This is a genomic window from Pseudomonas sp. FJ2-5-13, from assembly GCF_029201605.1.
Taxonomy (GTDB): Bacteria; Pseudomonadota; Gammaproteobacteria; order Pseudomonadales; family Pseudomonadaceae; genus Aquipseudomonas; species Aquipseudomonas lactis.
This window is the reverse complement of sequence record NZ_CP104045.1, coordinates 108,810-131,657: the sequence shown is the minus strand read 5'-3', so window position 1 is coordinate 131,657 and position 22,848 is coordinate 108,810. Positions and strand designations below refer to the sequence as shown.

Genomic DNA, 22,848 nt, shown 5'->3' with positions numbered 1-22,848 from the left:
CAATTAACGCCGACTTAGTGCACGGAAAAATCTCACCTACATCCGGGCAACTTACCGTACATATAAATACCCGCAAAGTCCTTTAATACATTTGTATACCGGTTCAAACATTCAATCAGCTTACTATCTTCGCCTAGCAAGCTCCGCTTTCCCAAACCGCTGCGACCGCCTACTTAAAAGGCAGCGGCGTGCACGTGATCGTGGCCAAGTTACTCTTACATCCACAACTATAATATTCCAACACTGCTTTTACAGCACTCGCAACAACTATAGGCGTCAACCATGCATCAATATTTACTTGAGCTAAAAAAACAAAAACTTTTCGGCCACCCATTATTTATAGAAATAAACACCCTTGGCAAGTTACAACACTTTATGCAATACCATGTATTTGCCGTGTGGGACTTCATGAGCCTGACCAAACGCCTGCAACAGGACCTGACCTGCACGCAACTGCCCTGGCTCCCCTGCGCTGACCCGCGCGCTGCCCGCCTGATCAATGAAATCGTGCTGGCTGAAGAGTCGGACGAACACCCGACGCGAGGCTATTGCAGCCACTTCGAGTTGTACCTGGACGCCATGACGGAAGTGGGCGCCAGCACTGTCGCAATCAGCCGCTTTATCGAGCTGCAAAGCCAGGGAGTGGAGGTAAGCGTAGCCTTGCAAATGATCGGTGCGCCCCCAGGCGTGGCCCGCTTCGTCGACAGCACCTTGCAAATCGCCTTGAGCGCTCCGACCCACTGTGTGGCGGCGGCGTTCCTGCATGGCCGCGAGAGTGTAATTCCGTCTATGTTCCAGAGGCTTTTGCATAGCCATGCTTTCATAGGTCGGCAGGCCCCAACGTTATGTCACTACCTCAGCCGCCATATCGAAATGGACAGCGATGATCACGGGCCTGCGGCGCATCAGTTGCTACAGCGCCTGATCGAAGCAGACCCCAGCCGTCAGCGAGAGGCCGATAACACCGCCCTGGGCGCCCTGGAGAGTCGTATTACCCTCTGGGACGACGTACTGGCCTCGATGCAAGAGGTACGCCCGTGAACGCCGCCCACTACCAATCCTTTGCCGATGACTGGGAGCGTCGCGCAACCATCCGCACACGCCCCCGGCGGATGTTGGAAGACGACGACAAACTCATCTTCCCCCTGTGCCGCCAGCCTCTGGTGCTGAGTGCAACCTTTCTCAAGCACTGCCCACAATGGCGCGACTTCGTACTGGTGCAAAGCTTCTATAAATTCATCAATGACGTGGTGATTTTCGAAACCGAGATCGTCGACAAAACCGCGCGCAGCATCGCTAAAAATCGCTTCTCCCTGCCCTTTCCCCTCGCCTGCCGCTACGACGCGATGACGGTCGTTGTCGACGAGGATTACCACGCGCTGGTCGCGCTGGATTTCCTGCAGCAAGCCGTGGAGATGACCGGAATCCAACCGCTTGATCTACCCGGGCAAATTGAATTGGGCCGCGCGCTGCCGGCAGCCCAGGCGCAGGTACCGGTATATTTGCACGATGCCGTTGAGCTGATCGGCGTCGCCATCGCCGAGAACACCGTCACCCATGACGTCGCAGCGTTTTCCAAAGACGGCAGCGTCAAATCCTCTATCCGCGGCCTGATGGCCGATCATCTGTTTGATGAAGGGCGGCATGCGCGGTTCTGGACACAGTTGGTGCGTCTCTACTGGCAATCGGCAAGCTCGCAAGCTCGCGACCACATTGCTCAAGCCCTGCCCGTGTTCCTGACGCACTACCTGACCAACGACCTACAGAAAGACTTCGATCTGCAACTGATCGAACACTTGGTTATCAGTGCCGACGCTCGCCTGGCACTGCGCGATGAAATCCAGGCGCTGGACTTTCCCATCACCCATCAACATCCGCTGGTGGCCAATATCATGGGCTTTCTGCACCACAGCGGTGTACTGCAAACCCCTAGCGTGGCACGAGCCCTGAGCGACTACCTGCCCGTATCGAGGAGGTTGGCATGAGGCGCTTGCAGATCGAGTGGCGGGGCACCAGTAAAGCTCTGGAGGCGCTCAAGCAGGAGCTGGAGCAATATGGGCATGTGGCAGTAACGGAGTCTGTCGACCTGGTGATTGAAGACGGGAGTCAGCCGCTGTCGCCCTCGCCCACCAGTGCGCCTTGGCTAAGCTTGCGCGTGGGTATCGGCCCGCTCTGCGAACACGGGCTGCCCTTACTGCAGTTGCGCTGCTATGACCGCGAGCGACGCCTGCTAAATGTGCAAGACGTTGCCCAGGAGCCCAGCGGTAATGGGCAGCGGTTGCGCCAGCAGGCAACGGATGCATTGGTGGAGTGCGCTGCTTTGTTGGTCTGCGGTTTCTCAAGAGATCCCGCTTATTTCTCGGCAACGGCCACTGCTAATGCCTGGCCTGAACAGGGTCTGCAAGAGCTGGATGCCTTGGCTTTCAAGCACCGGTTCAACCGCACGGCAGACCCTGCCTTACTGCACGCGGCCCGGACGCCCATGATCGAACGGCTGCAGGCCAGCCTTCATACCTTCGCGCATCGAACCGCGCTGAACATCGCCGGTCATGCGCTGACTTATCGGCAGCTCGAGCAACAAGCCATGGCAATCCAACAACGCCTGCTTCCCCTGCTGGAGAGTGCCGAGTCACCCCGAGTAGTCGGCGTATGCTTGGAGAAATCCGCCGAGCTGTACGCCAGCATTCTTGCGGTACTGGGTTGCGGCGCCGTGTATTTGCCGCTGGTCCCGGACCACCCGAAGCAACGCCAGCACTGCATGCTGACCAGCCTCAAGGCGTGCGTGCTGCTGGAGAACGGCCAGCACCCGCTGCGAGAGCGTTTCGTTTCACTTGATGTGAGCCAGGTCGCCGCGCATAGAGCCGACATGACGCAACCGCTGATGCGCCATCGTCCCGGTGCCGACGAGCCCTGCGTGGCACTGTTCACCTCGGGTACGACGGGCCAGCCTAAGGGGGTACTGCTGAGCCAATATAACCTGGCGCATTTCACGGCCTGGCTCGTCAGGCGCGTGGCGTTGGATCAACACAGCCGCGTCCTGCAGTTTTCGTCGCTGGGCTTTGATTCGTCACTGATCGATATTTTCCCGGCCTTGATCGCCGGCGCCGAGTTGATTGTCCCCAGTGCAGACCAACGTCACGACCCTCAGCAACTGGTAGAGCTGATTCGCCAGCAACGCGTCACGCATGGGTTCGTGCCACCGGCGCTGCTCAGTATCCTGCCGCTGGATCAGCCGTTAGGCATGTCTCATCTGCTGACCGGAGGTGATTTCTGCGAGCCCTGCGTGATCGAACAACTGGCCGGTCAATGCCAACTGCATAACCTCTATGGGCCGACCGAGGCCACTGTGTTGGCAACCCATCGCGTGTTCCAAAAAGGTGACAGCCATCGCAATATCGGCCTCCCCATTGCCAACAGCCAGGTGCTGATTCTCGACGAGAACCTGCAGCCCGTGGATGAACAGGTGATGGGCGACTTGTACATTGTCGGCCCAGGCGTAAGCCTGGGTTATTCCAATGCACTGTCTCCGGTCGACAATCCGTTTGTGGCGCTGACACTGCCAAATGGGCATGTGCTACAGGCTTATCGTAGCGGCGACTTGGCGAAATGGACGCAAGAGGGCATCGAACTGGGTGGCCGCCGAGATGAACAAGTCAAGATTCGCGGTTTTCGAGTTCAGCCCCAGGATATTGAGCAGTGCTTGCGCGACAGTCGCTTGTTTCGCCAAGTGGCAGTGGTGATCGATGCGGCACACAGAGTCATCGGGTTTGCCGCCCGGCCAGAACCTGGCGCTACGCTGGCAAGCCTGAAGGAACACGCTCGGCAATGGTTGCCCGTGCACATGCAGCCAAGCGCCTGGAGCGAGCTGGCAGGCATGCCCCGTTCGGATAACGGCAAGATCGATCGCAAAGCCTTACTGGCCATGCCAATACCCACACCCGTCGAGGTGAGCCGCTGCCGCGTACAAGACCCTTTGCAGGCACAACTGGCTGACCTGTGGGGTGAACTGTTGGGATTACCCGCTGGCGACCTCTCGATCGATGAAAGTTTTTTCAACCTCGGTGGCCACTCCATCCTGTTGTCGACCCTGTTGCTACGCCTGCGCGAGCAGTTTGGCCGAAGCTTCTGCCTGAGCCCCTTTTTTGAGACACCGACCATTCGCACATTGGCCGCACTCATGGATGGCGGCACGCTGCCGGATACCCAGTCCAACCAGATTGAGCAAGACGCGACGCGAGCACTGGCGGTCGAAGTGCTGCCCGAGGCCCTTGCGGGAGATTCGCGCAAAGCCATCGTCACTGGCGCGAACAGCTTTGTCGGGGTGCATATCGTCCAGGCACTGCTGACTGGCGGAGCGCAGGACGTGGCGTGCCTGGTGCGTGAGTTGCCCGGCCATTCGGCGGCGGCAAGGTTCGCCCAGGCATTGCGTGAATACCGCTTGGAACATCTGGACCTGAGCCGAGTGCAGGTATACGCCGCTGATATTCGTAAACCCCGCCTGGGCTTGGCCGACGATGTGTACGAGCACCTCGCCCGTCATTACGGCGTGGTGGTGCATAACGCCGCGCAGGTCAATCATGTGATGGATTACGCCTCACTCGCCAAGGACAACGTCGAGCCTCTGCTGGAGTGCCTGCGTCTTTGCGAGACCCACTGCAAGAAGGTCCTCAATTTCATCTCGACGCTGTCAGCCTGCAGCAGCGTGGACGTCGATGGCTACGTACTTGAAGCGCCAGCCCAGCGCACACTGCCGCTCTACGTGAAAAACGGCTACAACCTCTCCAAGTGGGTCGCCGAGCGGCTATTAGGACGAGCAGTCGAGCAAGGGGCCTGGGTTAATATTCATCGCCCGGGGAATATCAGTTTCAACAGCCAGAACGGTGTTTGTCAGCCACAGAAAAACCGCTTGCTGTTGATGCTCAAGGGGTCTCTGCAATTGGGGTTGGTGCCGCGACTGGAGGCCAATTTCGATCTGATGCCGGTGGACTTCCTGGCGCGTTTCATCGCCTTCCACAGCGCTCATTTTGACCCTGGGCGAAACGTGTTCAACTTGCACAATCCGCAGCCCTTGAATTGGGATCAGTACCTCGATGCCTTCAGCGAGGCTGGGCACGTTTTTGACCGAGTCAGCGTTGAACACTGGCAACGGGCGTTGCGCAACGTAAGTCGCGATAACGCACTGTTCGGGGTGCTGGGCTTTTACCTGGACGGACTGGGCGAAGACATCGGTGATACATCGATGATCCGTTACGACAATGCCCGGTGGGGCTTGGAAAAAATGGGGATGTGCTATCCACCCAAGAGCCAGGCGCTGTTACGCAAAGGCTGCGACTACCTGAGCGCTATCAACTTCCTCTGAATAGCACCGTGGACGCAGGGCAAAACAGTCGGAGCGAGAGGCCTCGCTCCGATGCAGTCAGGATCAGATCTTGAAGCTATCGACCAATTGCTTCAGTCGGCTGGCCTGCTGGGACAGCGCATCGCAGTCCTTGAGCGTCTCGTTGAGATTGGCCACACCCTGCTGGTTCAAGAGGTTGATCTGGTTGATATCGACGTTGAGGGTTTCAACCACTGCGGTCTGCTCTTCAGTCGCGGCCGCGACGGATTGGTTCATGCCATCAATCTCAACGATACGTTGCGTCACGCTGACCAGGCGCTCACCTGCCTGGTTGGCGACTTCGACACTTTCTTCGCTGGAAGCCTGGCTGGCGTTCATGGTGGTCACAGCTTCCCGCGAGCCCACTTGCAGCGAAGTGATCATCTTATGGATTTCTTCTGCCGACTCCTGGGTACGGTGCGCCAAATTACGCACTTCATCCGCCACCACGGCAAAACCACGCCCGGCCTCGCCAGCACGGGCCGCTTCGATCGCAGCGTTGAGGGCGAGCAAGTTGGTTTGTTGGGAAATACCTTTGATCACATCCAGGATGTGCCCGATGTTGTCGGTGCTGGCATTAAGGGTCTCGATCTGAGTGCAGGACAGGCTGATCTTCTGCGACAACTCAGACATCGCCTGGATGGTTTGCTCCACCACTTTACGACCATCGTCAGCTTGTTCGCTGGCACCACTGGCGTGCTGGGACGCATCCGCGGCGTTACGCGCGATTTCCTGGGTGGCAGCGCCCAGTTCGTTGATGGCTGCGGCCACGCTGTTGGTACGCGCGCTCTGTTCGTCAGAACCGATAATCGACGCATTGGATGAAGCCATCACACGCTGGGACAAATCGTGCACCTGGCGCGTTGCCGAAGACACTTCGGAAATCGACGCGTGAATTCGCTCGACGAACTGGTTGAATGCGCTGCCGACCTCGCCGAACTCGTCTTTGCTGGTCACGTCCAGACGTCGGGTCAAATCACCTTCGCCTTGGGCAATGTCCTGCATGGCCACGCCCATGGTGGTCAGCGGGCGCAACAGCACTTGAATCAACAGGCTCAGGAGCACCGCAATGGCAACAACGGCAATCAACATTGCAATCAAGGCCGAAGTACGGAATTTGCCCAGCGGGGCGTAGGCTTTTTCTTTGTCGATCGACAGGCCAATGTACCAGTCAGCGCCAGGCAAGCCGCTGATAGGCGTGAAAGAGAGGATGCGATCCTGTCCTTTGAGTACGACGTCCTGGTTGAGCTTCTCAATGCGTACGTTGGTGCCAGGGTAGATGTCCTTGAGGTTCTTCATCACCTGGTCCTGGTCCGGACTGACGATGACCTGACCATCACCGCTGACCAGGAACGCATGGCCGATACCACCGAAGTCTACCGAGTTGATGATCTTCACCAGTGTCTGCAGGCTCAGGTCACCACCGACAACACCCAACAACTCGCCGTTCTTTTTCACCGGCATGGCAATTGTCACGATCTGACCGCCCACAGCCGCCATATAAGGCGGAGTAAGCATGGTTTTGTCCGCCACTACTGCTTGCTTGTACCAAGGGCGCTGACGAGGGTCGTAGTCGTCAGGCATCTTCGCGTCAGGGCGCTGGGTGAATACCCCGTTGGCTTGTCCCACATAGGTGAACTGGAAGTTGCTGGTAAACGCTGGTTGATCGACCAAACCAGGAAGATCGGCGGCGCGGCCCTGGTGGGCAACGTTCTGCGCCAGATTCTCGAGAACCAAGATGCGACCACTGAGCCAGTTCTGCACACTGCTGGCAGTGAGCTCGCCGGATTGCTGGATGGACGAAGTGAGGTTTTGCCTGATGGTGCTGCGCTGCAGGTAGTCGTTGTAGAGCGTGAATAACGCGAAGGCTAAAACCACGACGCCTGACGCGGCCAACAGAATTTTATGACTGAACTTGAGATTCATTTCATCGACTTCTTTTGCCAAAGGGGGGTGAGCGTGCCGAGTGGAACATTCCATGTAACGGGATAGGCGGACTCTGCGGTCGCTCTATTTCGGTGCACGCATGGCTCGTCAGGCTTTCGGCCAAACTTCGACAAATCTTAGGAATTTGTGAGAAGCATCTTCTTTTAGCGTAGGAAACCGACAGGCGGTAGGGGTAAGGCAGATTGGCTATGATGGGCTGCCCTAAACGACAAAACCCCTGTCTGCGTTAGCAGACAGGGGTTTCGGAATTCAATCTTGACGATGACCTACTCTCACATGGGGAAACCCCACACTACCATCGGCGATGCATCGTTTCACTGCTGAGTTCGGGATGGGATCAGGTGGTTCCAATGCTCTATGGTCGTCAAGAAATTCTGTGTACCAGACCGTTGTGTTGACAACGTGCCGGTGAAATTCATGAGCTTTTACATAAACAAAACCCCTGTCTGCGTTAGCAGACAGGGGTTTTGGAATTTAATCTTGACGATGACCTACTCTCACATGGGGAAACCCCACACTACCATCGGCGATGCATCGTTTCACTGCTGAGTTCGGGATGGGATCAGGTGGTTCCAATGCTCTATGGTCGTCAAGAAATTCGGGTACTGAGTCGCGACCAGCTGGTCTCGCTTCAGCAAATTGGGTATGTGACAGCTTTCGGTGCTTTGTGAGCGTCGAACTTTCGGTTCATCTTCGTCTTCACACACCGCAATCTGATGCTCGTTAGAGTAGTCAAATTGCTTGGGTGTTATATGGTCAAGCCTCACGGGCAATTAGTATTGGTTAGCTCAACGCCTCACAGCGCTTACACACCCAACCTATCAACGTCGTAGTCTTCGACGGCCCTTCAGGGAACTCAAGGTTCCAGTGAGATCTCATCTTGAGGCTAGTTTCCCGCTTAGATGCTTTCAGCGGTTATCTATTCCGAACATAGCTACCCGGCAATGCCACTGGCGTGACAACCGGAACACCAGAGGTTCGTCCACTCCGGTCCTCTCGTACTAGGAGCAGCCCCTCTCAAATCTCAAACGTCCACGGCAGATAGGGACCGAACTGTCTCACGACGTTCTAAACCCAGCTCGCGTACCACTTTAAATGGCGAACAGCCATACCCTTGGGACCGGCTTCAGCCCCAGGATGTGATGAGCCGACATCGAGGTGCCAAACACCGCCGTCGATATGAACTCTTGGGCGGTATCAGCCTGTTATCCCCGGAGTACCTTTTATCCGTTGAGCGATGGCCCTTCCATACAGAACCACCGGATCACTAAGACCTACTTTCGTACCTGCTCGACGTGTCTGTCTCGCAGTCAAGCGCGCTTTTGCCTTTATACTCTACGACCGATTTCCGACCGGTCTGAGCGCACCTTCGTACTCCTCCGTTACTCTTTAGGAGGAGACCGCCCCAGTCAAACTACCCACCATACACTGTCCTCGATCCGGATAACGGACCTGAGTTAGAACCTCAAAGTTGCCAGGGTGGTATTTCAAGGATGGCTCCACGCAGACTGGCGTCCACGCTTCAAAGCCTCCCACCTATCCTACACAAGCAAATTCAAAGTCCAGTGCAAAGCTATAGTAAAGGTTCACGGGGTCTTTCCGTCTAGCCGCGGATACACTGCATCTTCACAGCGATTTCAATTTCACTGAGTCTCGGGTGGAGACAGCGCCGCCATCGTTACGCCATTCGTGCAGGTCGGAACTTACCCGACAAGGAATTTCGCTACCTTAGGACCGTTATAGTTACGGCCGCCGTTTACCGGGGCTTCGATCAAGAGCTTCGCGTTAGCTAACCCCATCAATTAACCTTCCGGCACCGGGCAGGCGTCACACCCTATACGTCCACTTTCGTGTTTGCAGAGTGCTGTGTTTTTAATAAACAGTCGCAGCGGCCTGGTATCTTCGACCGGCATGAGCTTACGGAGCAAGTCCTTCACCCTCACCGGCGCACCTTCTCCCGAAGTTACGGTGCCATTTTGCCTAGTTCCTTCACCCGAGTTCTCTCAAGCGCCTTGGTATTCTCTACCCAACCACCTGTGTCGGTTTGGGGTACGGTTCCTGGTTACCTGAAGCTTAGAAGCTTTTCTTGGAAGCATGGCATCAACCACTTCGTTATCTAAAAGATAACTCGTCATCAGCTCTCGGCCTTAGAATCCCGGATTTACCTAAGATTCCAGCCTACCACCTTAAACTTGGACAACCAACGCCAAGCTGGCCTAGCCTTCTCCGTCCCTCCATCGCAATAACCAGAAGTACAGGAATATTAACCTGTTTTCCATCGACTACGCTTTTCAGCCTCGCCTTAGGGACCGACTAACCCTGCGTCGATTAACGTTGCGCAGGAAACCTTGGTCTTTCGGCGTGGGTGTTTTTCACACCCATTATCGTTACTCATGTCAGCATTCGCACTTCTGATACCTCCAGCAAGCTTCTCAACTCACCTTCACAGGCTTACAGAACGCTCCTCTACCGCATCACTTACGTGATACCCGTAGCTTCGGTGTATGGTTTGAGCCCCGTTACATCTTCCGCGCAGGCCGACTCGACTAGTGAGCTATTACGCTTTCTTTAAAGGGTGGCTGCTTCTAAGCCAACCTCCTAGCTGTCTAAGCCTTCCCACATCGTTTCCCACTTAACCATAACTTTGGGACCTTAGCTGACGGTCTGGGTTGTTTCCCTTTTCACGACGGACGTTAGCACCCGCCGTGTGTCTCCCATGCTCGGCACTTGTAGGTATTCGGAGTTTGCATCGGTTTGGTAAGTCGGGATGACCCCCTAGCCGAAACAGTGCTCTACCCCCTACAGTGATACATGAGGCGCTACCTAAATAGCTTTCGAGGAGAACCAGCTATCTCCGAGCTTGATTAGCCTTTCACTCCGATCCACAGGTCATCCGCTAACTTTTCAACGGTAGTCGGTTCGGTCCTCCAGTTAGTGTTACCCAACCTTCAACCTGCCCATGGATAGATCGCCCGGTTTCGGGTCTATTCCCAGCGACTAGACGCCCTATTAAGACTCGCTTTCGCTACGCCTCCCCTATTCGGTTAAGCTCGCCACTGAAAATAAGTCGCTGACCCATTATACAAAAGGTACGCAGTCACCCAACAAAGTGGGCTCCCACTGCTTGTACGCATACGGTTTCAGGATCTATTTCACTCCCCTCTCCGGGGTTCTTTTCGCCTTTCCCTCACGGTACTAGTTCACTATCGGTCAGTCAGTAGTATTTAGCCTTGGAGGATGGTCCCCCCATATTCAGACAAAGTTTCTCGTGCTCCGTCCTACTCGATTTCATGACTAAGAGATTTTCGCGTACAGGGCTATCACCCACTATGGCCGCACTTTCCAGAGCGTTCCGCTAATCTCAAAGCCACTTAAGGGCTAGTCCCCGTTCGCTCGCCACTACTAAGGGAATCTCGGTTGATTTCTTTTCCTCAGGGTACTTAGATGTTTCAGTTCCCCTGGTTCGCCTCTTGCACCTATGTATTCAGTACAAGATAACCATCTTATGATGGCTGGGTTCCCCCATTCAGACATCTCCGGATCAAAGTCTGTTTGCCGACTCCCCGAAGCTTTTCGCAGGCTACCACGTCTTTCATCGCCTCTGACTGCCAAGGCATCCACCGTATGCGCTTCTTCACTTGACCATATAACCCCAAGCAATCTGGTTATACTGTGAAGACGACATTCGCCGAAAATTCGAATTTCTCAGTTAAGAGAACTCACAAATTTTACCTTAGCCTGATCCGTTACCAGTGAAAGTAACGTTCAGTCTATCTTTCTATCACATACCCAAATTTTTAAAGAACGAACTAGTCAAAGACTAGAAATCAACATTCACCATCACCACGATGGAATGCTCATTTCTAAGCTTTATACAAACAGAAGCAGTAGTGGTGGAGCCAAACGGGATCGAACCGTTGACCTCCTGCGTGCAAGGCAGGCGCTCTCCCAGCTGAGCTATGGCCCCGTATTTCTACAGGCGTTTCCCACACAAAATTGGTGGGTCTGGGCAGATTCGAACTGCCGACCTCACCCTTATCAGGGGTGCGCTCTAACCAACTGAGCTACAGACCCAATTTCGGGCTGCTTCTTTCGTCTTCTTCAATGAATCAAGCAATTCGTGTGGGAACTTATGGAGCAGCTGATGTCGTCGATTAAGGAGGTGATCCAGCCGCAGGTTCCCCTACGGCTACCTTGTTACGACTTCACCCCAGTCATGAATCACACCGTGGTAACCGTCCTCCCGAAGGTTAGACTAGCTACTTCTGGTGCAACCCACTCCCATGGTGTGACGGGCGGTGTGTACAAGGCCCGGGAACGTATTCACCGCGACATTCTGATTCGCGATTACTAGCGATTCCGACTTCACGCAGTCGAGTTGCAGACTGCGATCCGGACTACGATCGGTTTTATGGGATTAGCTCCACCTCGCGGCTTGGCAACCCTCTGTACCGACCATTGTAGCACGTGTGTAGCCCAGGCCGTAAGGGCCATGATGACTTGACGTCATCCCCACCTTCCTCCGGTTTGTCACCGGCAGTCTCCTTAGAGTGCCCACCATGACGTGCTGGTAACTAAGGACAAGGGTTGCGCTCGTTACGGGACTTAACCCAACATCTCACGACACGAGCTGACGACAGCCATGCAGCACCTGTCTCAATGTTCCCGAAGGCACCAATCTATCTCTAGAAAGTTCATTGGATGTCAAGGCCTGGTAAGGTTCTTCGCGTTGCTTCGAATTAAACCACATGCTCCACCGCTTGTGCGGGCCCCCGTCAATTCATTTGAGTTTTAACCTTGCGGCCGTACTCCCCAGGCGGTCAACTTAATGCGTTAGCTGCGCCACTAAAAGCTCAAGGCTTCCAACGGCTAGTTGACATCGTTTACGGCGTGGACTACCAGGGTATCTAATCCTGTTTGCTCCCCACGCTTTCGCACCTCAGTGTCAGTATTAGTCCAGGTGGTCGCCTTCGCCACTGGTGTTCCTTCCTATATCTACGCATTTCACCGCTACACAGGAAATTCCACCACCCTCTACCATACTCTAGTCAGTCAGTTTTGAATGCAGTTCCCAGGTTGAGCCCGGGGATTTCACATCCAACTTAACAAACCACCTACGCGCGCTTTACGCCCAGTAATTCCGATTAACGCTTGCACCCTCTGTATTACCGCGGCTGCTGGCACAGAGTTAGCCGGTGCTTATTCTGTCGGTAACGTCAAAATTGCAGAGTATTAATCTACAACCCTTCCTCCCAACTTAAAGTGCTTTACAATCCGAAGACCTTCTTCACACACGCGGCATGGCTGGATCAGGCTTTCGCCCATTGTCCAATATTCCCCACTGCTGCCTCCCGTAGGAGTCTGGACCGTGTCTCAGTTCCAGTGTGACTGATCATCCTCTCAGACCAGTTACGGATCGTCGCCTTGGTGAGCCATTACCTCACCAACTAGCTAATCCGACCTAGGCTCATCTGATAGCGCAAGGCCCGAAGGTCCCCTGCTTTCTCCCGTAGGACGTATGCGGTATTAGCGTCCGTTTCCGAACGTTATCCCCCACTACCAGGCAGATTCCTAGGCATTACTCACCCGTCCGCCGCTCTCAAGAGAAGCAAGCTTCTCTCTACCGCTCGACTTGCATGTGTTAGGCCTGCCGCCAGCGTTCAATCTGAGCCATGATCAAACTCTTCAGTTCAAACATCTTTGGGTTTTTAAGAAACCCTAAACTTGGCTCAGCAATCGTTGGTTACATCTTTGATTTCTCGCGGAGTAACTTGTGATGCTGATAATCTTGTTGACTATCAGTCTGACTCCACAAGCACCCACACGAATTGCTTGATTCAGTTGTTAAAGAGCGGTTGGTTAAGATCTTTCGTCTCAACCGAGGCGCGCATTCTACAGCAGCCTCATTTGCTGTCAAGTGGTTATTTTCAGAAGTTTTCGAAGATTTCTTCAACAACTTCAACCACTTGCGCTTGCGATCTCTCGTAAGCGGGAGGCGAATTCTACAGCGTTACACGCTGCTGTCAACACCTCTTTTTCAACTTCCTTTTGGCTTCGATGAGCTGAAGCAACTTGCTGCCGAGAACTGCGTAACTCATTGTTTACCAAGGAGTTTTCCGTTTCGACTGCGCCGGAAGTGGGGCGAATTATAGACAGATATAATTCGCCGTCAACTCTTAATTTTGCTTTCCTATCAATAAGTTAGCTTCGGTTAAAAAACAACCAGCTCACCAGTGCGCTTCTATATAGAAGGGAACGCTCAAATAACACCCGCCTCCTTCAATGCGGCCACATGAGCAGCTCCCAGCCCCAGAACCCCCTGCAGCACCTCAAGCGTATGCTCCCCCAATAGAGGAGGCGCACTCCGGTACTCAACAGGCGTCTTGGATAAGCGTATCGGGCTCGCAACCTGGGGCACCGTCCCCGCCAATGCGTGAGGCAGCTCAATCGCCAAACCACGCGCCTGGACCTGCGGATCGGAAAACACCTGCGCCAGATCATTGATCGGCCCACATGGCACGCCCACTTGCTCCAGCTGCGACACCCACTCAGCGGTCGTCTTGAAGACCGTCGCTTGACGGATCAAAGGAATCAGCTCCGCGCGATTAGCCACCCGCGCGCGATTGGTGGCGAAACGCACGTCATCCGCCCATTGTGGCTGCCCGGCGACTTCGGCGAACTTACGGAACTGCCCGTCATTGCCTACGGTGAGGATGAAATCTCCATCGGCAGTGGGGAAATCCTGATAGGGCACAATATTAGGGTGAGCATTTCCCAAGCGCTTGGGCGGCACCCCAGTTGTCAGGTAATTCATTGCCTGATTCGCCAGGCAAGCCACCTGCACATCCAGCAACGCCATGTCGATATGTTGCCCACCACCATCGTGATCGCGATGAGCTAGCGCAGCCAGGATCGCCACGGTCGAATAAAGCCCGGTCAAGATATCAGTCAAGGCGACCCCAACCTTTACCGGCCCGGCACCTTCATCCCCTTCAGGCCGCCCCGTCAGGCTCATGAGCCCACCCAGACCCTGGATCATGAAATCGTAGCCGGCGCGCATCGCATAGGGGCCCGTCTGACCAAACCCCGTGATGGAACAGTAAATCAGCTCCGGGTTGACCTCTTTGAGGGATTCATAGTCCAGCCCATACGCCGCAAGACCACCCACCTTGAAGTTTTCGATCAGGATGTCCGACTTGGCAGCCAGGTCGCGCACCAGTTTCTGGCCTTCCGGTCGCGTAAAGTCGATGGTCACCGACTCTTTATTACGGTTGGCCGACAGGTAATACGCCGCCTCACTGGTGTTCTCACCATCCGCATCCTTCAGGAAGGGAGGCCCCCAAGCACGCGTGTCATCGCCACTGCCCGGCCTTTCGACCTTGATCACCTCAGCCCCAAGGTCTGCAAGAATCTGCCCGGACCAAGGGCCCGCGAGTACTCGCGACAAATCCAGCACTCGCAGATGCGAAAGCGCGCCCATGCCCATGCTCCTATTAATAGAACGCTTGAAGACCGGTTTGCGCGCGCCCCAGGATCAAGGCATGCACGTCATGGGTCCCTTCATAAGTGTTGACCACTTCCAGGTTGACCAAGTGGCGCGCCACTCCGAATTCGTCGGAGATACCGTTGCCGCCCAGCATGTCCCGGGCCATGCGCGCGATATCCAATGACTTGCCACACGAGTTACGCTTCATGATCGATGTGATCTCAACCGCCGCCGTCCCCTCATCCTTCATCCGCCCCAGGCGCAGGCAACCTTGCAGGGCCAAGGTAATCTCGGTCTGCATGTCGGCCAGCTTCTTCTGGATCAGTTGAGTGGCAGCCAACGGGCGACCAAACTGCTGGCGATCAAGTGTGTACTGGCGCGCGGTATGCCAGCAGAACTCAGCAGCCCCCAGCGCGCCCCAGGAAATCCCGTACCGCGCCGAGTTAAGGCAGGTAAAAGGGCCTTTCAAGCCACGGACATCCGGGAAGATATTTTCTTCCGGCACAAATACGTTATCCATGACGATTTCACCGGTGATGGAGGCCCGCAACCCCACCTTGCCGTGGATAGCGGGAGCGCTCAGGCCTTTCCAGCCTTTTTCCAGGACGAAGCCACGGATATCACCTGCATCGTCTTTGCCCCACACCACAAACACATCCGCAATCGGACTGTTGGTGATCCACATTTTGGCGCCGGTCAGGCTGTAGCCGCCATCCACTTTGCGTGCCCGGGTAATCATCGCACCCGGGTCGGAACCATGGTTGGGCTCGGTCAGCCCGAAGCAACCGATCCATTCACCAGAGGCCAGTTTGGGCAAGTACTTCTGTTTTTGCGCCTCGGTACCAAACTCATTGATCGGCACCATGACCAGGGAAGACTGCACACTCATCATCGAGCGATAGCCGGAGTCGACACGCTCGACCTCACGCGCAATCAAACCGTAGCTGACGTAGTTCAAACCACTGCCACCGTACTGCTCAGGGATCATCGCCCCCAGCAAACCGGTCTCGCCCATCTCACGAAAAATAGCGGGGTCTGTCTTTTCATGACGGAAGGCTTCGAGCACACGAGGAGCCAGCTTGTCCTGAGCAAATTGCTCGGCGCTGTCACGCACCATGCGTTCTTCTTCGGTGAGCTGTTGATCCAGCAGCAGTGGATCGATCCAGTTGAAGCTTGCCTTGCCAGCCATGAATAAGTCCTCGCGGAAAAAATCAGAAGTCGTGGAACCAGACTAGGCGCGGTCAGCGCAGAGGGCAAACGAGGTTTTTGCATAGGCTTGTGCTAATTTCTCACTTCGTAACACTAAAAAAGCCCAGAAATGCGCTTTATCTGTGAGGTCAACGTACATGCGCAGAAAAATCCCCAGTACCACCGCACTCATCAGCTTTGAGGCAGCAGCCCGCCACGAGAGCTTCACCAAGGCAGCATTGGAGCTTTCCATCACCCAAGGCGCGATTTGCCGACAGATCGCCAGCCTGGAGGAGTTTTTGAGTGTCGAGCTGTTTCGCCGCTCACGCCGTGGAGTGAAGCTGACGGAGGCGGGGCTGTCTTATAGCCGCAGGGTTGCAACGCAACTGGACGCCGTAGAGCGCGACACCTTGTCGGTGATGGGCCAGCAGGGCGCCAACGTAATCGAACTGGCGGTGGTACCTACCTTCGGCACGCAGTGGCTGATCCCGCGCCTGAAGGATTTTCAACATCAGCACCCGGAAGTCACCGTAAACCTGACAAACCGCACGCGTCCCTTCCTGTTCGCCGACACCGAGTTCGATGCCGCCATCTACTTCGGGGACGCCGACTGGTCGGGGACACAATCGCACAGGTTAATGGGCGAAAACCCGGTACCGGTATGCAGCCCACGCTTACTCGGCGACCGCACGCATTTCACCCCTCAACAGATCGCCGAGCTGCCCCTGCTGCAGCAGACCACACGCCCCTATGCCTGGCGCCAATGGTTCAACGCCCAACAACTGAACATCCCTCGCGACATGACAGGCCCTCGATACGAGCTATTCTCGATGCTGTCTCAAGCGGCCATGCATGACATGGGCATCGCGCTGATTCCTCCCTTCCTCATACAGCGGGAGCTGAAGGAGCAACAACTGGTAATCGCCAGCACCGAAGCACTGACCAGCGAAAAGGCTTATTACCTGATGATCCCTGACAAAAAGGTCGAATCCGCTTCTCTGCATGCATTCAGGGACTGGCTGCTCGACCAGTCAAGACGCTACAACCCATGTAAATGAAGGACACAACGCAATTGCTGACTTTGTAGTCAAATAAATTCAGAACCTACAGATGTACGTATATGTCGCATTTAAACAGACTGTACTTGTCAGCCAAAAATAAGGCTAAAAGCCATGTATCTCATGGCTCTTAGCGACTCTTACCGGCCAATGCACGACTATTCACACTGGCAATGGAAAAACGGACCGAAAACGCCTGAACACCTTTAAAGGCCTGTATTTAAAGAGGTTATTTCAGCTTGTTGCGACAATCAGTCACAGGGTGACTTGTAGTTAATTTTTCGTCACCCGTCATAATCCCTTGATGGCCGTAAAGTTCGCCTGCAAAATGCCGCGCCCCGCTGTCATTTCAGCGGGATCGTGCTGATCGGCCGCCCCAGCTGCGCCACTCGCGGTGCACTGGCCTTTTTACAAAAAGATCAAAAGCAAAAAGATCATGCAGGAGATTTGACGTGCACATTGGTGTTCCTCTCGAAACCCAGACCGGTGAAACGCGGGTGGCTGCCACCCCGGAAACCATCAAGAAGCTGATCGGCCAGGGCCATAAGGTCACTGTACAAAGCGGCGCAGGCATCAATGCCAGCATCGTCGACAGTGCCTATGAAACGGCAGGCGCCACCATTGGCAGTGCCAACGACGCGTTTGGCGCCGAGCTGATCCTTAAAGTGGTTGCCCCCAGCGACAGCGAACTGGCGCTGATCAAAAGTGGCACCGTGTTGGTGGGCATGCTCAACCCGTTCAGCAACGAAACCATCGCCAAGCTCGCCGAGCGCGGCATCACCGCTTTCGCCCTGGAAGCCGCGCCGCGCACTTCACGCGCTCAAAGCCTTGATGTGCTGTCTTCGCAAGCCAACATCGCCGGTTACAAGGCCGTGTTGCTGGCCGCTCATCACTACCCGCGCTTCATGCCAATGCTGATGACCGCTGCCGGCACTGTAAAAGCCGCGCGCGTACTGATCCTCGGCGCCGGTGTGGCAGGCCTGCAAGCCATCGCCACGGCCAAGCGCCTGGGCGCGGTGATCGAAGCGTCCGACGTACGCCCGGCGGTGAAAGAGCAGATCGAGTCCCTGGGCGCCAAATTTGTCGACGTCCCCTACGAAACCGATGAAGAGCGTGAATGCGCCGTCGGTGTCGGCGGCTACGCGCGCCCGATGCCCAGCAGTTGGATGCAGCGCCAGGCCCTGGCCGTGCACGAACGCGCCAAACAGGCCGATATCGTCATCACCACCGCTCTGATCCCGGGCCGCAAGGCGCCGACCCTGCTCAGCGCCGAGACCGTGGCGCAGATGAAACCCGGCTCGGTGGTCATCGACCTCGCCGCTGCCCAGGGTGGCAACTGCCCGTTGACCGTGGCCGACCAGGTCGTGGTGGAAAACGGCGTGATCATCTGCGGCCCGACCAACCTGGCGGGCGCTGTCGCCGCCGACGCATCGGCCTTGTATGCGCGCAACCTGCTGGACTTCCTGAAGCTGGTCTTCACCAAGGAAGGGCAGTTTGAAATCAACCTCGAAGACGACATCGTCGCCGCGTGCCTGATGTGCCGCGACGGCCAAGTCATCCGCAAAAACGCCTAAGCAGGGATTCAGACGATGGAAGAGCTTATCTCCCCCGGTATCTACAACCTGATCATCTTTGTGCTGGCGATTTATGTCGGTTATCACGTGGTCTGGAACGTAACACCCGCATTGCACACGCCGCTGATGGCCGTGACCAACGCCATTTCCGCGATTGTTATCGTCGGCGCCATGCTCGCCGCCGCTCTCACCGTGACGCCACTGGGCAAGACCATGGGCACGCTGGCCGTGGCCCTGGCGGCGGTAAATGTCTTCGGTGGCTTCCTGGTCACCCGCAGGATGCTTGAGATGTTCAAGAAGAAAGCCCCGAAAGTAAAAGAAGAGGCGCCCAAGTAATGAGCATGAATCTCGTGACGACGCTCTATCTGATCGCGTCGATTTGTTTCATCCAGGCCCTCAAAGGCCTCTCGCACCCGACCACTTCGCGGCGCGGCAACTTGTTCGGCATGCTCGGTATGGCGCTGGCGGTACTCACCACCGTCGGCCTCATCTATAAGCTGGGGGCTGAGCTGGCGACTGCGGGTATTGGCTACGTCATCGTTGGCCTACTGGTCGGCGGCACCGCCGGCTCGATCATGGCCAAGCGCGTCGAAATGACCAAGATGCCAGAGCTGGTCGCCTTCATGCACAGCATGATTGGCCTGGCAGCGGTGTTCATCGCCATTGCCGCCGTGGTCGAACCGCAGTCCCTGGGCATCGTCAAGCACTTGGGCGATTCGATACCGGCCGGTAACCGTCTGGAACTGTTCCTCGGTGCTGCCATCGGTGCTATCACCTTCTCCGGCTCGGTGATCGCGTTCGGCAAGCTGTCGGGCAAGTACAAGTTCCGCCTGTTCCAGGGCGCACCGGTACAGTTCGGCGGGCAACACAAACTGAACCTGGTGCTCGGTCTCGCAACCCTGGGCCTGGGCCTGGCGTTCATGTTCACCGGCAATCTCAGCGCATTTGCACTGATGCTGGCCCTGGCCTTCGTGCTGGGTGTGCTGATCATCATCCCGATTGGCGGCGCCGACATGCCCGTGGTGGTGTCGATGCTCAACAGCTACTCCGGCTGGGCAGCGGCGGGCATTGGCTTCTCGCTGAACAACTCGATGCTGATCATCGCCGGCTCCCTGGTGGGCTCCAGCGGCGCGATCCTGTCGTACATCATGTGCAAGGCGATGAATCGCTCCTTCTTTAATGTGTTGTTGGGCGGCTTCGGCAATGCGCCGGATGCTGGCGCTGCGGCGGGCTCCAAAGAAGCACGCCCGGTGAAGTCCGGCTCCGCTGATGACGCCACCTTCCTGCTGACCAACGCCGACACCGTGATTATCGTCCCAGGCTATGGCCTTGCAGTGGCGCGGGCACAACACGCGCTCAAGGAACTGACCGAGAAACTGACCCACCACGGCGTCACCGTGAAGTACGCGATCCATCCAGTGGCGGGTCGCATGCCTGGGCACATGAACGTATTGCTGGCCGAGGCCGAAGTGCCTTACGACCAGGTGTTTGAGATGGAAGACATCAACTCCGAGTTCGGCCAGGCCGACGTGGTGCTGGTGTTGGGCGCCAACGACGTGGTCAACCCGGCCGCCAAGAACGACCCGAACTCACCGATTGCCGGCATGCCGATCCTCGAGGCGTTCAAGGCCAAGACCATCATCGTCAACAAGCGCTCGATGGCCAGCGGCTATGCGGGCCTGGACAACGAGTTGTTCTATCTGGACAAGACCATGATGGTTTTCGGTGATGCCAAAAAGGTCATCGAAGACATGGTCAAGGCCGTCGAATAACACTGCGCCAGCGCAATACCCGAAACCCTGGCCTCCCGTAGGCTGGGGTTTTTTATTAGCGGATGAAACCCGACCAAAGGCTCTAAATCGCGACCTGGCATTCGACCATGGTAGCGGGCCGAAACTTTTTGAAATCACTACACTGCCCACCTTGCTTTCCGTAGCCAGAGATAACAATTCATGTACCGTGATCGTATCCGCTTGCCTTCGTTGTTGAACAAGGTCATGAGCGCGGCAGACGCCGCTGCACTGATCGAGGACGGCATGACCGTCGGCATGAGCGGCTTCACCCGTGCCGGTGAAGCCAAGGCCGTCCCCCACGCTCTGGCCGAACGCGCCAAGACTTCGCCGCTCAAAATTACGCTGATGACCGGCGCCAGCCTGGGCAATGACCTGGACAAGCAGTTGACCGAAGCCGGCGTACTGTCACGACGCATGCCCTTTCAAGTCGACAGCACCCTGCGCAAGGCTATCAATGCCGGCGAGGTGATGTTTATCGACCAGCACCTGTCGGAAACGGTCGAGCAACTGCGCAACAATCAGCTCAAATTGCCAGACATCGCCGTGATCGAAGCCGTCGCGATCACTGAGCAGGGCCATATCGTGCCCACTACCTCCGTAGGCAACTCGGCCAGCTTCGCGATCTTTGCCAAACAGGTGATCGTCGAGATCAACCTGGCGCACAACCCGAACCTGGAGGGGTTGCACGACATCTACATCCCGACCTACCGGCCAACGCGCACGCCGATTCCGCTGGTGAAAGTCGACGACCGTATTGGCAGCACCGCGATTCCGATCCCGCCCGAGAAAATCGTCGCCATCGTCATCACCAACCAGGCGGACTCCGCCTCCACGGTGACGCCGCCTGACAGCGATACCCAAGGCATCGCCAACCACCTGATCAACTTCCTCAAGCAAGAAGTCGATGCGGGGCGCATGACCAACAAGCTCGGGCCGCTGCAAGCCGGCATCGGCAATATTGCCAACGCGGTGATGTGCGGGTTGATCGAGTCGCCGTTCGAAGACCTGACCATGTACTCGGAAGTGTTGCAGGATTCGACATTCGACCTGATCGACGCTGGCAAGCTGAGCTTTGCCTCCGGCAGTTCGATTACCTTGTCGGAGCGGCGTAATGCCGATGTGTTCGGCAACCTGGAGCACTACAAGGACAAATTGGTGCTGCGCCCGCAGGAAATTTCCAACCACCCTGAAGTGGTACGGCGCCTGGGCATTATCGGTATCAATACCGCGCTGGAGTTCGATATCTACGGCAACGTCAACTCCACCCACGTCTGCGGCACGCGGATGATGAACGGCATCGGCGGCTCCGGGGATTTCGCCCGCAATGCGCACCTGGCGATCTTCGTCACCAAGTCCATTGCCAAGGGCGGCGCAATTTCCAGCGTGGTACCGATGGTCAGCCATGTGGACCACACCGAGCATGACGTAGACATTCTCGTCACCGAAGTAGGCCTTGCCGACCTGCGGGGCCTGGCGCCACGGGAGCGCGCTCGGGTCATCATCGATAACTGCGTGCACCCAGCCTACCGCGATGCCCTCAACACTTACTTCGATGCCGCCTGCGCCATCGGTGGGCATACCCCGCACATCCTGCGCGAAGCGCTGAGTTGGCACATCAACCTGGAAGAAACCGGGCATATGCTCAAGGCTTGATGAATACAGATCCGAGCTGATGCAAATACAGTTTCATCAGCTCGGTGAACTCACCCGCACTTATGGAAAAAACTGTACTGCTGTACTGGTCATTTCCTACCGAAATATCCCACACCTCAACTCAAAAACGCCGGTTTCGCACCTTTTAAGTGCGCACAGGTACAGTTGCCCCAATTTCGTACCGTACAGCCTCGTTAAACAGTTAACTGGCCTCTCACAATACAGGTGAACTGTATCTAGAGAGTCTTGTCTTGGAAGAGGATCATTGGCATCAGTTAAACCACTACCTAATCCCGCCACAAGCGGAAGGATGTCATCATGGAACGTACACTCAGTTCCGAACTGTTCTTCGAAGAAAAAGCTGTAAACACCCAGGCTTCCCTGCCTTTGCGCGTTCTCGCCAACCTGATGTTGTGGCAGCGCCGCATCTCCAGCCGCCACCAGTTGGCTCGCCTGGATTCGCGTCTGCTGGCTGACGCCGGTATCAGCGAAGCTCAACGTTACGAAGAGCTGAGCAAGCCGTTCTGGCGCTAAGTAGCGCCCGCTGGCCCTGACCTGACGGGTCCACTGCCAGCACCCTGATTTGTCAAAGCAAAGCCCGCCCCGGGTAACCGGAGGCGGGCTTTGTTGTATCTGCGATAGCGCATTGGATTGGCTCGACTCAAGCACACAGATACAGTTCTAAATTAATAAAATATGACAGGTACAGTTTAATTACAGGCTTCCGAATAGCCGGGCACACGCCTAATATCGGTTCACCACGTGGCGAACC

General features: G+C 56.0%; 12 protein-coding genes, 2 tRNA genes and 4 rRNA genes. 9 read left to right on the top strand and 9 right to left on the bottom strand.

The window, feature by feature from the left end; genetic code table 11:
* Positions 1-282: 282 nt before the first annotated feature.
* Genes N2A98_RS00615 through N2A98_RS00605 form a run of 3 tightly spaced genes read left to right on the top strand, consistent with a single transcriptional unit; the run spans position 283 to position 5,359 of the window.
* Positions 283-1,041 carry a DUF3050 domain-containing protein gene (locus N2A98_RS00615; protein ID WP_275622876.1) on the top strand — a complete coding sequence of 253 codons (759 nt, stop codon included), beginning with the start codon at positions 283-285 and terminating at the stop codon, positions 1,039-1,041.
* Complete coding sequence (locus N2A98_RS00610; protein ID WP_275622875.1) at positions 1,038-1,985, top strand: diiron oxygenase; 948 nt, start codon at positions 1,038-1,040, stop codon at positions 1,983-1,985. The genes N2A98_RS00615 and N2A98_RS00610 overlap by 4 nt, the downstream gene beginning before the upstream one ends.
* The gene (locus N2A98_RS00605; RefSeq protein ID WP_275622874.1) at positions 1,982-5,359 is read left to right on the top strand and encodes an amino acid adenylation domain-containing protein; all 3,378 of its coding nucleotides are present in this window, start codon (positions 1,982-1,984) and stop codon (positions 5,357-5,359) included. Before N2A98_RS00610 ends, N2A98_RS00605 begins: the two co-directional genes overlap by 4 nt.
* A 63-nt stretch (positions 5,360-5,422) precedes the next feature.
* Here the strand turns inward: N2A98_RS00605 and N2A98_RS00600 are convergent, their stop codons facing one another.
* The 9 genes from N2A98_RS00600 to N2A98_RS00560 all read right to left on the bottom strand — a co-directional run bounded on the left by N2A98_RS00600 (position 5,423) and on the right by N2A98_RS00560 (position 15,999).
* Entirely contained in the window at positions 5,423-7,303 is a 1,881-nt protein-coding gene (locus N2A98_RS00600) for a methyl-accepting chemotaxis protein (RefSeq protein WP_078802241.1), read from the bottom strand.
* Between the two features lie 274 nt (positions 7,304-7,577).
* Positions 7,578-7,693, bottom strand: a 5S ribosomal RNA gene (gene rrf, locus N2A98_RS00595).
* Positions 7,694-7,802: 109 nt separating this feature from the next.
* Positions 7,803-7,918 (bottom strand): 5S ribosomal RNA (rrf, locus tag N2A98_RS00590).
* Between the two features lie 158 nt (positions 7,919-8,076).
* Positions 8,077-10,968: ribosomal RNA gene (locus N2A98_RS00585) — 23S ribosomal RNA — on the bottom strand.
* A gap of 247 nt (positions 10,969-11,215) precedes the next feature.
* Positions 11,216-11,291, bottom strand: a tRNA-Ala gene (locus N2A98_RS00580).
* Between the two features lie 30 nt (positions 11,292-11,321).
* Positions 11,322-11,398 (bottom strand) — tRNA-Ile (locus N2A98_RS00575).
* Between the two features lie 81 nt (positions 11,399-11,479).
* A 16S ribosomal RNA gene (locus N2A98_RS00570) occupies positions 11,480-13,016 on the bottom strand.
* The 16S, 23S and 5S rRNA genes sit together here with 2 tRNA genes alongside, the layout of an rRNA operon.
* Before the next feature lie 567 nt (positions 13,017-13,583).
* Positions 13,584-14,804 (bottom strand): CaiB/BaiF CoA-transferase family protein, encoded by a 1,221-nt coding sequence (locus N2A98_RS00565; protein WP_078804119.1) that lies wholly within the window; start codon positions 14,802-14,804, stop codon positions 13,584-13,586.
* A 13-nt stretch (positions 14,805-14,817) separates the two neighbouring features.
* Positions 14,818-15,999, bottom strand: coding sequence for an acyl-CoA dehydrogenase (locus N2A98_RS00560; protein WP_003187423.1), 1,182 nt, complete (start codon positions 15,997-15,999; stop codon positions 14,818-14,820).
* A 157-nt stretch (positions 16,000-16,156) separates the two neighbouring features.
* Here N2A98_RS00560 and N2A98_RS00555 point away from each other — a divergent pair, with 157 nt between their 5' ends.
* From N2A98_RS00555 to N2A98_RS00530, 6 genes are all read left to right on the top strand, one after another.
* Positions 16,157-17,056, top strand: coding sequence for a LysR family transcriptional regulator (locus N2A98_RS00555; RefSeq protein ID WP_003187421.1), 900 nt, complete (start codon positions 16,157-16,159; stop codon positions 17,054-17,056).
* Between the two features lie 452 nt (positions 17,057-17,508).
* A complete protein-coding gene (locus N2A98_RS00550) occupies positions 17,509-18,630 on the top strand; it encodes a Re/Si-specific NAD(P)(+) transhydrogenase subunit alpha (protein ID WP_044270327.1) in 1,122 nt (373 codons plus the stop codon).
* A 15-nt stretch (positions 18,631-18,645) separates the two neighbouring features.
* Entirely contained in the window at positions 18,646-18,966 is a 321-nt protein-coding gene (locus N2A98_RS00545) for an NAD(P) transhydrogenase subunit alpha (protein WP_003187417.1), read from the top strand.
* A complete protein-coding gene (locus N2A98_RS00540; RefSeq protein WP_014716357.1) occupies positions 18,966-20,402 on the top strand; it encodes an NAD(P)(+) transhydrogenase (Re/Si-specific) subunit beta in 1,437 nt (478 codons plus the stop codon). Before N2A98_RS00545 ends, N2A98_RS00540 begins: the two co-directional genes overlap by 1 nt.
* A gap of 180 nt (positions 20,403-20,582) precedes the next feature.
* On the top strand, positions 20,583-22,076 hold the full coding sequence (locus N2A98_RS00535) for an acetyl-CoA hydrolase/transferase family protein (protein ID WP_003187414.1): 1,494 nt from the start codon (positions 20,583-20,585) through the stop codon (positions 22,074-22,076).
* Between the two features lie 318 nt (positions 22,077-22,394).
* Positions 22,395-22,610 (top strand): DUF1127 domain-containing protein, encoded by a 216-nt coding sequence (locus tag N2A98_RS00530; RefSeq protein ID WP_003187413.1) that lies wholly within the window; start codon positions 22,395-22,397, stop codon positions 22,608-22,610.
* The last annotated feature ends 238 nt before the right edge of the window (positions 22,611-22,848 follow it).

Coding starts and splice junctions, on each gene's coding strand:
- N2A98_RS00565 (WP_078804119.1), bottom strand. CDS start 14,804: ATGGGCGCGCTTTCGCATCTGCGAGTGCTGGATTTGTCGCGAGTACTC.
- N2A98_RS00560 (WP_003187423.1), bottom strand. CDS start 15,999: ATGGCTGGCAAGGCAAGCTTCAACTGGATCGATCCACTGCTGCTGGAT.
- N2A98_RS00615 (WP_275622876.1), top strand. CDS start 283: ATGCATCAATATTTACTTGAGCTAAAAAAACAAAAACTTTTCGGCCAC.
- N2A98_RS00545 (WP_003187417.1), top strand. CDS start 18,646: ATGGAAGAGCTTATCTCCCCCGGTATCTACAACCTGATCATCTTTGTG.
- N2A98_RS00605 (WP_275622874.1), top strand. CDS start 1,982: ATGAGGCGCTTGCAGATCGAGTGGCGGGGCACCAGTAAAGCTCTGGAG.
- N2A98_RS00535 (WP_003187414.1), top strand. CDS start 20,583: ATGTACCGTGATCGTATCCGCTTGCCTTCGTTGTTGAACAAGGTCATG.
- N2A98_RS00555 (WP_003187421.1), top strand. CDS start 16,157: ATGCGCAGAAAAATCCCCAGTACCACCGCACTCATCAGCTTTGAGGCA.
- N2A98_RS00540 (WP_014716357.1), top strand. CDS start 18,966: ATGAGCATGAATCTCGTGACGACGCTCTATCTGATCGCGTCGATTTGT.
- N2A98_RS00530 (WP_003187413.1), top strand. CDS start 22,395: ATGGAACGTACACTCAGTTCCGAACTGTTCTTCGAAGAAAAAGCTGTA.
- N2A98_RS00600 (WP_078802241.1), bottom strand. CDS start 7,303: ATGAATCTCAAGTTCAGTCATAAAATTCTGTTGGCCGCGTCAGGCGTC.